The sequence below is a fragment of the Haloferax profundi genome (genome assembly GCF_001469865.1).
GTDB lineage: Archaea > Halobacteriota > Halobacteria > Halobacteriales > Haloferacaceae > Haloferax > Haloferax profundi.
Map to the genome: position 1 here is coordinate 17,004 of NZ_LOPV01000002.1, position 10,520 is coordinate 27,523.

A 10,520-nucleotide genomic window follows, 5' to 3' on the forward strand; every position below is an offset into this window, starting at 1 on the left:
AAGACGACGGGCACGTGGTGATATGGTCGAGGCGTTCGCCGTCGCCAGTGGGAAAGGCGGCACGGGAAAGACGACGAGTACGCTCGCGCTGGGGATGGCGCTCGCCGAGGAGTACGACGTGACCGTCATCGACGCCGACACGGGGATGGCGAACCTGCTGTTTCACGCCGGTCTGGACGACGCCGACGTGACACTCCACGACTTGCTCGTCGAAGACCGAGACGCCAGCGTCGAAGACGCCGTCTACGAGCGGTTCGGGATGTCCGTCGTCCCCTGTGGAACGAGTCTCGCCGCGTTCGAAGCGGCAGACCCGACGCGACTCCGCGACGTGGTCGCCGAACTCGCTCGCGACACCGACGTGCTCTTGCTCGACTCGCCTGCCGCCCTCGGGTCGAAGAGTGCGGTCTTACCAATCGTGCTCGCCGACCGAATCGTCGTCGTGTTGCAACCGACGGTGCCGTCACTCTCGGACGGCCTGAAGGTACAGGAGTACGCCCACTCGTACGGGACCGACACGGCAGGTGTCGTGTTCAACCGCGTCCGACCGGACGAGGACGTCGACCGAATCGCCGAACAGGCGAGTCGCTACTTCGGGGGACAGACCCTCGCGTCGGTCCCTGAGAGTGACGCCGTCCGGGCCGCCCGCCGGGCCGGTGAACCCCTGTTGGCACACGCGCCGGACGATGCGGCGGCAGACGCCTTTCGCGAGGCAGCAGCACGATTGGACGTGCGCGACGGCGACGGCCGAGACGTCGCAGAGCGATTCAAGCGCGCCGTCGTCCCCGACCGCGTATGAGGATTCCGCGCGGCGCACTTCTCAGGTCACGCGTCGTCGACGACCCGAGCGAGGTACTCGAAACGGTCCTCGACGAGCGCCTCACGGGATACGTCGTCTTCGAACCGCAGGATGCACTCCTCCTCGGCGAAGCGACGAGGGGAGTCGTCACCTTCGAAGACGGCATCCCGGTGCTCGCGTACGACACCGAACGAGACTGTGGGGGGCGAGATGGCTTAGACGGATTCGCCGTCACCGGCCCGAACCGAGTCACGGTCCACGCCGTCGACGCCGACGCGCTCGCAGAGGCACACGAGACTGTCGAGTTTCGGGTCCCACCGGGCGAACCGGCACGCACCCTCGCTGGCGACGAGCGGCTGGCCGAGCGAACCACGGCGGAAGCGCCCGAATCCCGCCGTGCAGAGGGACGCGACCAGAGTTCTGTCGAGGCGTTCCTCGCCGACGCCGAGGCTATCGAGGCGATTCGCTCCGAGGCCAGAGAAGAGGCGCGTGCCCGGGCCGAAGAGTGGGGCCTCGACGACGTCCTCACCGACCAGTCCGATTCTGCGTTCGGGGAGTAGCGCCACTCGATGGGCCAGACAGTCACTAACACGCTTCTCGGAGCTTGAGAAGCGCTATTCGGGATTAATACTGTAGCGAGTGAATTTTGAAATATGTCCACAGAAACTCAGTCTCGAATCCTCACTTTCGACATCAGCGCACAGGCAGAGAGCCACACCAAGACCCGTATCTCGACCCGTGACTTCGAGTTCGTCGTCGACGAACCCGCCACACTCGGTGGGACCGACGTCGGCCCGAACCCCGTCGAGTACCTCCTCGGCGCACTCGCCGGGTGCATGAACGTCACCGCCCACCAGGTCGCCCGCGAGATGGACCTCGACGTACGTGACCTCGAAATCAACATCGCGGGTGATCTCGACCCTGCGAAGTTCATGGGGATGAGCGACGAACACCGTGCAGGCTACGAAGAGATTCGTGTCGACATCTCGGCCGACGTCGACGCGTCCGACGAGACCATCCAAACGTGGCTCTCGACGGTCGAAGAACGCTGCCCGGTGAGCGACAACCTCACCAACGGCACTCCGCTCGCACTCTCGTTTACGTTCCAGTGAGTGCGTCACACGAACCGACCGACAAACACCCTCCTTCCACCACTCGTTTTGCGTGCAGGTAGCAGATTCCCGCTACAGCACTTCCACGTCGTCAGCGTGTGCGGTGGTGACTTCGAGTCGACCGGTCGCGGTGTCGAACTCGACGGTTCGACCGTGTTCGCCACCAGTCGCTTCGGCGACGATGGGAACGTCGAGGCGGTCGAGTTCCTCGCGGGCGACGGCGACGTTCTTCGTGCCGACACCCTTACCGAGCGCTTTGAGTTCGAAGATATCCGCGCCGCCGACGAGTCGCGCTTCGATAGTCGAGTAGCCAGCACCCGCTTCGACCATCTCGCGGAGCATCGTCTGGATGGCGGCGTCGACGTACTTCCCCGAGGACGCGCCGAGACCCTTGTCCTGCCGTGGCAAGAGTGTGTGTGCGAGTGCTCCGACCGTGCTGTCGGTATCCCAGAGTGCGATGGCGATACACGCGCCGAGGCCGTAGGCGATGAGCGTCTCGCCCTCGCTCGTGACGTGATATCCAGAGACACCGACGAGACGTTCTTCGCGAGTCGACTCCGCCTCGTCGTCGCCGAAATCGAACGTCTTCACAGGTCTTCGACCTCCTCGAACGTCCCCGCAGCAATCTCTTCGACCAGGTCGGCGTCGAACTCCCGGGCTTCGAACTCGGTCTCTTCGACGTCGTGTTCCAGCGACTCGTCGATGCGTCGGGCGTCGAGTCGGTCCAGTGCCGCTTCGAGGTCCGACTCGTCGGGTATCGCGTAGATGTCGACGTCGAACTCCCTGTCGACGGCGTGGATGCGCGTGTCGAAGACGAACGCGAACTCCTGGACCTCGCTCAGACCGACGATGAGTGGGTCGACGACTGCGGCACCCATGTCGTGAGAGTAGGCAGGCGTCGAGTGGTCGATGGTCGCGTCGAGCATGTTCGCCCACCCGTCGAGGAGGCCACTCGTCATGACGTTGCTCAACTCTTTGATGGCGTCCTGCTCGAAGGCACCGAGGCCGCCGCCGGGAGATTCGCCCACAGTGGCGGCGACGAGTTCGTTCGCCGACTTCGGGTCGAACAGGAACAGGAGGTACCCGCCGAGCGTCCCGCTGAAACTGAACGCGACGCTGACGAGTGGTTCGTTCGGAACCGTCTCGGGGATGGCGTCGAGCGAGATGAAGTTGATACGGCGGATGTCGACGCCCATCTCGATGTTCGTCATCCGCGTGAGGTTCTCGGCGACGCGGGTCGCACCGTGTTGGGCCATCTGGTCGAACCCGGCGAGTTTCTCGTACTCGATTCCCTCGTCGTCCGTCTGCGTCTCGAAGAGACGAGAGATAGAGTCGTGTTCGGGAATGAGGTAGTGTTCGAACCCGAATTCGGTCCCGGTCGTCTCGATTTGACTCTGGAAGACGAGTGCCAACTCCTCGTGCATGTTGGTGAACTCGTCCTCGTCGATGAACGCCGTCGCCGTGTCACCGATGACGTACTCCGGGGCGGAGACGTCGATTTCCGCCTGCAACACGTCGGCCCACCCGTCGACGAATCCACTGTTCATGATGTGACAGAGTTCGACGATGGCGCTCGTCGCCAGTTCGTTGGTCGCTTCGTCGTCCACGTCGTCGACGAGTGTGCCGGCCACCGAGAGTGCGCTCTCGTGGTCGAACAACAAGAGAGAGGTCCCCGAGAGTTCGCCGTCCATGGTGACGCGAATCCCGACTTTCTCGCCGCCGTCGTCGAGTTCGTTGCGAATCTCAGAGCGGTGCGTGAAGTGCAGTCGGGTGACTTTCACGCGGCTATCGAACTCCGACATGGAGTTCAGGCGCGTCGCGGCGAGTCCGGCACCCTCGCGGGCCATCTCGTAGAACGTGCCGAGTGCGTTGACGTTTAACTTCACGACTCGACCCCCGCGGCGACTGCGTCCACGTCGAGGCGGTTCAGAATCTCGACGAACACCTCGTTCTCCGGGAACAAGTAGAGTTCGACGTCGATGTCGTGGCTCGTGATGTGGAACTTCGTCTCGAGGTAGAGGCCTCTGTCGTCTTCGTCGGTGACTGCTCGCTCGATAATCTGTGGCAGTTGGCTATTTCGCGTGACCGGCGGCCACGTCGCGATGTGCTGGTCGAACGTGTCTGCAAGCGCGTCGAGGAACCCGTTCGCGACCATTCCACCGAGTTCGACGATGGAACTGACCGCCATGTCGTTCGACACGTCGGCCACGTCCTCGTTGGTGTCTGCGAGCATCATTCGGACGGCACGTTTCGCACTCGTTGGCGGGAACAACACGAGGATGCACCCGTGGGGAACGCCGTTGAGGCCGACTCTGACGCCGAGTCGCTTCTCCGACGGGAACGCCAGGTCGACGCTGTCCTCGTCGACGAACCCGTTTTTGACGACTTCGGAGCGGACGGCGGTGGACTTGCCGGCCAGTTTCCCGAGTCGAGATTCGACACCGGTGACGCCCAACTCGCCGAGATAGTTCAAGACGCCGAGCTTTTCGATGTCGATTCGGTGCTGTCCCGTCGTTGATTGATTCATCTCTGTCATAGTGTTGTTACGTCTACGATGTTCACCAGTGTCCCATCCCCACTCATCGTCGCCCCGCTGATTCCGGGCACGTCGCCGAGCAGTTTCTCGTACGGCTTGACGACGACTTCGCGTGCGTCGTCCACCCCGTCACAGAGGAGGGCAGCGTTTCGCGTCTCCGGGTCCAGTCGGACGAGGACGCGTTTCCCGGTGCTGCGTTCGCCGTCGTCGGTGTCTCTGCTGTCGGTGGCGCCAGTCTCGTCTCCGACACTCAGTTCTTCACCGAGGCGGAGCAGTGGGATGTGTTCGGGGTAGTCTGCGACGTGGTCGGGCCACTCGATGCCGACCGTCCCATCGCCCGGGAGGTCGGCCTCGTCTACGACTTCGACGTCGTCGACGACGTTCGCCGGAACCGCGTACTGCTCGGGTCCGACGTCGACGAAGAGCATCTTCGCGACGGCGACCGATACCGGGAGGCGCACGCGGACGGTGGTTCCCGACCCCGGTTCGCTCTTCAGGTCGACGGTTCCGTCCAGTGAGTTGACGGTCCGCCTGACGGCGTCCATCCCGACACCACGGCCACTGACGTCTGTCACCTCGTCGGTGGTCGAAAAGCCGGGTTCGAAGACGAGGTCGTACACCTCGTCGAGTGAGAGTCGCTCGGCCCGTTCACGGGAGATGATGTCGCGGTCGATGGCCTGCTGACGGACTCGCTCGGCGCTGATACCTCGGCCGTCGTCTTCGACTTCGATGACGACGCGTTCACGGTCACGCCGCGCGCGGAGTTCGATTGTTCCTTCGCGTGGCTTGCCCTGTTGGACGCGTTCGTCCGGTGGTTCGATACCGTGGTCGACCGCGTTGCGGACGAGGTGGACGAGTGGGTCGCCGAGTTTCTCGACGATACTCCGGTCGAGGTCAACACCCTCGTCGGACACGTCGAAGGCGACTCGCTTGTCTTGGGCGCGAGCGATGTCGCGGACGACGCGCGGAAGGCCGTCGGTGACCGTCGAAAGCGGCATCAGACGGAGGTCCATGACCGTGCGCCGGAGTTCGGACGTCACCGAGTCCATCACCGACAGGTGGTCGTCGATGTCGTCACCGTCGGACTGCTTGATACGCAGTTGCGTCAGCGAGAGTTCTTCGACGAGGTTCAACAGCGAGTCTGCGTTCTGTACGTCGACCGTGAGCGACTGAATCTCGTCGCTCTCGCGCGTCTCGCCGAAGTCTGGTGGGTACGACGCGGTTCCACTCGACTGGTATCTGGCGGCGTCGAGACTGCTCTCTTCTATCGTCGCCGACGCGACCTGGACGAGTTGGACTTTGTCGTCACCGACGCTTCCACCGAACCGTTCGGCGAAGCGGGATTCGAACGCCATCGTGTGTTCGTCGCGTTCGAACGACACGTCGGCGACCGAGTCGCCGTCGAACTCACCAGCGAAGGACTCTCCGGAGAGTTCGTCCACGTCTGGCAGGTCGATGTCCGGCAGGTCGACGTCGGGGAGGCTTACCTCGTCCCCCTCGGGGTCGACCGACAGACCGGTGTCGGCGGCCGAATCGGACGAGTCTGCGGTCACTCGACCATCGTCGTCGAGTTCGGTTCCGCCACTCAGGAAGTCCTCGGGAAGGTCGAGGCCGTCGTCGAACTCGTCTGGTTGCTCTTCGACGCTTTCGTCACCGTGGTCGGCAGCGACTCCGGTTGCGTCTGCGAATTCCTCGGACAGGCCGTCTTCGTCGAGTGCCTCGGTGAGACCGAGGTCGTCGTCCGAGAACGCATCTGCGTCGTCGTCGTCGTCGAAACTCAGGTCGTCGTCCGAGAACTCGTCCGGCAGGTCAAGTCCGTCGTCTGCGAACTCTTCAGAGAGGTCCAGTTCGCCGTCGCCGGACTCGGATGGGGACGCAGGTCCGTCGTCCGGTTGTTCTGCGGCCTCGGCGTCCGGTTGTTCTGCGGACTCGTCGTCCGACTGCGTGGTCGAATCGTCGTCAGCAGTGACTTCGGGTGCTGGGTCGTCAGCGACCGACGACTCCTCGCCGCCGGGTCCGAACGTCTTGCCGTCGGGGAACGAGATTTCGGTGTCGTCGTCTCGAACCTCGCTCGCGGTCACTTCTCCCTCGTCTGCCACTGGTTCGTCGGGGTCGACGACGTCGGCACCTTCGAACGGGTTCGCCGCGTCGGAACTGTCGGCGGTCACACCTGCTGGTTCGTCCGCCGTCTCTCCCGGTGCGTGCTCGCCCGCCGTCTGGCCCTTCCCGCCTGTCGACTCGGCGTCGCTGTCGGACGCAGTGGCCGGTTCGTAGCCGAAGTCCTCGGGGCGGATTGCGTCGTTTCTGCTGTCGGTGTCTGTGGTGTCCGACGGGTCGACCGATTGGTCGTCGTGTGCGACAGATTCCGGCTGGGGGTCCTCGTCTTCGTCTTCGACGTCGGGGCCGGCGACTTCACCCTCGATGAGGTCTTGAATCGAGAGTTCGTCGTCGTCGTCGAACTCTCCGAACTCGGTATCGACGAGTTCGTCGTCGAGCGAGGAGACGTCGTCCGTCTCGACGCCGCTCTTGATGGCGTCGAAGTCGTCCATCGGCCCGGACGATGGACCCAACGCTTCCGGTTCGTCCCGGGAAGCGCCGCGCTGGTCGAACGTACCCCAGCGGGACTGTTCGTCCGGTGTCCCGTCGTCCGGGTCGTCCATCTCGGCCAGCAACCCTTCGAGGTCGTCGAACCCACTCGCGGATTCGAGTGCGTCGACCACCGTCTGGTCGAACTCGTCGGTGGGTGGGTCGGGAATCGGCTCCGGGTCTGCGCCCTGTGCCGACATCGGGTCGTTGGTCCCCGGTTGGTCTCGGTACCGTTGCATCTCCGACCTGAACGTGGAGACGGTCGATTCGGGGTCGGTCTCGATTTCGCCTCCTTCGTGCCACTCGCTCAGTATCGCGTCGATATCGTCGACTGCCGCGAGTGACGCGTCTATCAGGTCGGGATTCGGCGTCAACGACCCGTCGCGGAGGCCGCTCAGGAAATCTTCGACTGCGTGGGCGAGTCGGCCCGCACCGTCGAGGCCGGCCATCCCGCAGTTGCCCTTCAGCGTGTGTGCCGTCCGGAACAAGTCGTCGACCAGTTCCCGACTACCCCCGTCGCGTTCGAGCTCGACGAGTCCATTCGTCAGTTGTCGCACGGACGCCCGCGTCTCGCGGACGAATTCGTCGTTTCGGCTCACGGTGGCCTCCCGCGAGTACTGACGACAGTCGTCGTGGGCGGTGCCTCTGTGTGTCTCATGATTCGTCGGCGAGGATACTCTCTATCGCGCGGACGATTTCGTCGTCGTCGAACGGTTTCGTGATGTACCCGTCTGCACCTGCCCTGGCAGCGAGTTCCATCTTCTTGCGCTGTCCGACGCTCGTACACATGATGACGCGGGCGTCTTTGTCGAGGTGCTTGATGGCGGCAGTCGCCTTCACACCGTTCGCCTTGCGCATCACGATGTCCATCAAGACGATGTCGATGTCGTCGCCGTGTTCTTTGTACTTCTGGACTGCCCACGCGCCGTTCTGTGCTTCGTCGACGATTTCGTACGTGTCATCGTCGAGCGCGCTCTTCAGCCTGCTTCGCATGTAGCTTGAGTCGTCGACGATTAGAATCCCGATTGACATGTGTGCGTCCTACGTGAACCTCGGTTCGGTTGTGATCATCTGTCTGTGTGTGGTTTCTCGGTCGTGTTATCGTGCTTCCAGTGGGTGGATGGCGGCGAGGAGTTGGTGGCTATCGAAGACGTGGATGTCGGGTGTCTCGTCGTCACCAATCGTCGCCCTGAACCAGCGGTCGTCGAGTGGCGCGCTCCCCTCGTCCGGTGGTGAGACCGTGTCGACGTGGTGCCGTTCGATACCGTCGACTGCCTCGACGAGGAGGCCGACGAGTTGCGGCGTGTCGTGACGGTCCAAGAGAACGAGGTACGCGTCCTCTGGGTCGGCGAACGGTCGGTCGCATCCGACCACGGCGTACGTGTCGACGGCGACTGCCACGTCGCCTTCGACGGTCGCCGACCCATAGATGCCCGCTGGGGCGTTCGGGACACGAGTGGTCGCCGGTCTCCAGATGACCTGACCGACCCGTCCCAACTCCAGTGCGTACCGGTTTCCGTCGAGACGAAACTCGAGGAACTCGATGACAGACTCGGGGGCGACGGTGTCGCCCTCGTCGATGTCGACCGACTGCTCGCTCATCGTCTCCCCCTCTGCGAGCAGCGGTACGCGGTCGTTGAATGCATCATCACTCTGTGGTGTTGTCTACTGGTGACTCCTGCGTCTCTGCTTCACTCTCGTCGTCTGCTTCTGCGTCACCGTCCTCGGCCTCGGGGACTTCGCCGGCGATTTCGTCGAAGGCGATGTCGTCACCGGGTTCCCCGTCGAACGCGAACGTGGATTCGTCCGGTTCTGGGATTTCGTCGACCGGGTCTCCACCTAACGGGTCGAATGCGTCGGCGTCGCCGTCGGCGCCGTCTTCCTGTGGCACGGGTGCGTCGTCGACCACCTCATCTTCGACAGGGTCGGCGAGAGGGTCCTGCGCGTCGGACTCCACGTCGTCCGCTGGTTCGTCGGGCGCGTCAGCGACAGAGTCGGTCGATTCGCCGTCGAGGGACTGTGCATCTTCGTAGGCTTCGTCGCTGCCGTCGGGTGCGTCTTCCTCGGTCTCCAGCGTGACGGCCATCTCGGTCTCGAACTCGGCGAGCGTCTCGTTCAGCCTGCTCGCCTGCGATGCCAGCGCACTCGCACTGTCCGACACTGCGCTCAGTGCGCGGGTTTGCTCTTCGGCGCCAGTCGCCGCGGCACTCGCTTCTTCGACCGTCTCGGCGCTGATTTCGGTCGCGTCGTCGACCGCCGAGAGGACTGCTTGCGTCGCGTCCGCCTGCTGACTCGTCACCGAACTAATCTCCTGCACACCAGTGTTGGTTTCCTGTGCGTTCTCGGCGATTTGGTTGAGTGCCTCCGCAGCGTTCTCGACAGAGTCGGTGTGTTGGGCGATTTGCTCTCGCGTGTCGCGCACTTCCTCGACCGTCTCGGAGGTCTGCGACTGAATCTCTTCGAGTCGCGTCTCGATGTCTGCTGCGGCGTCCTTGGTCCCCTCTGCGAGTTCCTTGATTTCGCGGGCGACGACGGCGAATCCCTGTCCGGACTCGCCTGCGCGGGACGCCTCGATGTTGGCGTTCAGCGCCAGCATGTTGGTCTGCTCTGCAATCTCCCGGATGAAGTCGATGAGGTCGTCGATTTGCTGGACTTCGGACTCCAGTCGTTCGATCTCTTCGACCGTGTCGACGGACTCCTGTTCGATCTCTTTCATCCCCTTGATCGCCTCGGTGGCGGCCTCTCGCCCTTCGCGGCCCGTTTCGACCGTCTGTTGGGCGATGTCTGCCACGTCGCTCGACGAGTCGTCGATCTCCTCGATGGTCGCAGAGAGGTTGCTCATGTCGATAGCGACGGATTCGAGGTTGTCGTACTGCGTCTCTGCGACTCCGGAGATACTGTGGAGACTGCCAGAGACTTGCTCGCTCCCTTCTCGAACTTCGCGAGCGCTCACGGTGACTTCGTTGCTCAGGGTCGCGACTTCCTTCGCGAAGTTCTCGGCTTCGACCGTCGTCTTCTCGAACTCGGTCATCATCTCGTTGAACTGTGCGGCGAATCTGGAGGCAACCTCGTTCTCTACGTCTTCGTCCATGCGTTGAGAGAGGTCGCCCTCGGCACACTTCTCGAGAACCCCGGCGTACTCCATCGCCATCGCCTGCAACTGCTGGTTCTCGGTGTCCAGTCTGTCGCGTTCGGCCTGGACTGCGTCCAGTTGTCCGCGGAGTGCTTCGAGTTCGTCTGCGTCTTCTTTGCGCGCCGCCAGAACGTCGTTCGTCGCCACGGCGAGGTCTGCCATCGCCTCGTTCGGCGCTGTCGTATCGAGTCGGACGGTCGGATCGTCGAGTGCCGCTTCGAGGTCGTCGCTGTAGTGGTCTGCGACTCCTTCGACTGTGCGGAGTTTGTTCTCGACCCGTTCACGGTCCGACGTCGTCTGCTCGAGTCGCTCTTGGACGGTGTCGCGGAGTGACGCAATCGACGCCGACAGTCGTCC

10 protein-coding genes are annotated in these 10,520 nt (G+C 63.3%); 3 read left to right on the forward strand and 7 right to left on the reverse strand.

Going from position 1 to position 10,520, the window contains the following annotated elements:
- The first annotated feature begins 22 nt into the window (after positions 1 to 22).
- The 3 genes from AUR66_RS00125 to AUR66_RS00135 all read left to right on the forward strand — a co-directional run bounded on the left by AUR66_RS00125 (position 23) and on the right by AUR66_RS00135 (position 1,908).
- The gene (locus AUR66_RS00125) at positions 23 to 796 is read left to right on the forward strand and encodes a nucleotide-binding protein (RefSeq protein ID WP_058570510.1); all 774 of its coding nucleotides are present in this window, start codon (positions 23 to 25) and stop codon (positions 794 to 796) included.
- Positions 793 to 1,356, forward strand: a complete 564-nt coding sequence (locus tag AUR66_RS00130; RefSeq protein WP_058570511.1) for a hypothetical protein — start codon at positions 793 to 795, stop codon at positions 1,354 to 1,356. The genes AUR66_RS00125 and AUR66_RS00130 overlap by 4 nt, the downstream gene beginning before the upstream one ends.
- Before the next feature lie 93 nt (positions 1,357 to 1,449).
- Positions 1,450 to 1,908, forward strand: a complete 459-nt coding sequence (locus tag AUR66_RS00135) for an OsmC family protein (RefSeq protein ID WP_058570512.1) — start codon at positions 1,450 to 1,452, stop codon at positions 1,906 to 1,908.
- A gap of 72 nt (positions 1,909 to 1,980) precedes the next feature.
- On the opposite strand, the gene AUR66_RS00140 is transcribed toward AUR66_RS00135, so the two are convergent.
- The 7 genes from AUR66_RS00140 to AUR66_RS00170 all read right to left on the reverse strand — a co-directional run.
- Positions 1,981 to 2,499 carry a hypothetical protein gene (locus AUR66_RS00140; protein WP_058570513.1) on the reverse strand — a complete coding sequence of 173 codons (519 nt, stop codon included), beginning with the start codon at positions 2,497 to 2,499 and terminating at the stop codon, positions 1,981 to 1,983.
- The gene (locus AUR66_RS00145) at positions 2,496 to 3,794 is read right to left on the reverse strand and encodes a chemotaxis protein CheC (RefSeq protein WP_082682078.1); all 1,299 of its coding nucleotides are present in this window, start codon (positions 3,792 to 3,794) and stop codon (positions 2,496 to 2,498) included. The genes AUR66_RS00140 and AUR66_RS00145 overlap by 4 nt, the downstream gene beginning before the upstream one ends.
- Positions 3,791 to 4,435 (reverse strand): chemotaxis protein CheC, encoded by a 645-nt coding sequence (locus AUR66_RS00150; RefSeq protein ID WP_157532941.1) that lies wholly within the window; start codon positions 4,433 to 4,435, stop codon positions 3,791 to 3,793. The genes AUR66_RS00145 and AUR66_RS00150 overlap by 4 nt, the downstream gene beginning before the upstream one ends.
- Positions 4,436 to 4,440: 5 nt before the next feature.
- Positions 4,441 to 7,629 carry an ATP-binding protein gene (locus AUR66_RS00155; RefSeq protein WP_058570515.1) on the reverse strand — a complete coding sequence of 1,063 codons (3,189 nt, stop codon included), beginning with the start codon at positions 7,627 to 7,629 and terminating at the stop codon, positions 4,441 to 4,443.
- Positions 7,630 to 7,684: 55 nt separating this feature from the next.
- Positions 7,685 to 8,062: a response regulator gene (locus AUR66_RS00160; protein ID WP_058570516.1), complete on the reverse strand. Its 378-nt coding sequence runs from the start codon at positions 8,060 to 8,062 to the stop codon at positions 7,685 to 7,687.
- Between the two features lie 66 nt (positions 8,063 to 8,128).
- Positions 8,129 to 8,632: a chemotaxis protein CheW gene (locus AUR66_RS00165; RefSeq protein ID WP_058570517.1), complete on the reverse strand. Its 504-nt coding sequence runs from the start codon at positions 8,630 to 8,632 to the stop codon at positions 8,129 to 8,131.
- A gap of 46 nt (positions 8,633 to 8,678) precedes the next feature.
- A partial coding sequence (locus AUR66_RS00170; RefSeq protein WP_197409637.1) for a methyl-accepting chemotaxis protein occupies positions 8,679 to 10,520 on the reverse strand: 1,842 nt, incomplete at its 5' end.

What these genes read in the sequence shown, in the direction of transcription:
- AUR66_RS00160 (WP_058570516.1), bottom strand. Translation starts at nt 8,062, where the DNA reads ATGTCAATCGGGATTCTAATCGTCGACGACTCAAGCTACATGCGAAGC.
- AUR66_RS00135 (WP_058570512.1), top strand. Translation starts at nt 1,450, where the DNA reads ATGTCCACAGAAACTCAGTCTCGAATCCTCACTTTCGACATCAGCGCA.
- AUR66_RS00130 (WP_058570511.1), top strand. Translation starts at nt 793, where the DNA reads ATGAGGATTCCGCGCGGCGCACTTCTCAGGTCACGCGTCGTCGACGAC.
- AUR66_RS00150 (WP_157532941.1), bottom strand. Translation starts at nt 4,435, where the DNA reads ATGAATCAATCAACGACGGGACAGCACCGAATCGACATCGAAAAGCTC.
- AUR66_RS00165 (WP_058570517.1), bottom strand. Translation starts at nt 8,632, where the DNA reads ATGAGCGAGCAGTCGGTCGACATCGACGAGGGCGACACCGTCGCCCCC.
- AUR66_RS00125 (WP_058570510.1), top strand. Translation starts at nt 23, where the DNA reads ATGGTCGAGGCGTTCGCCGTCGCCAGTGGGAAAGGCGGCACGGGAAAG.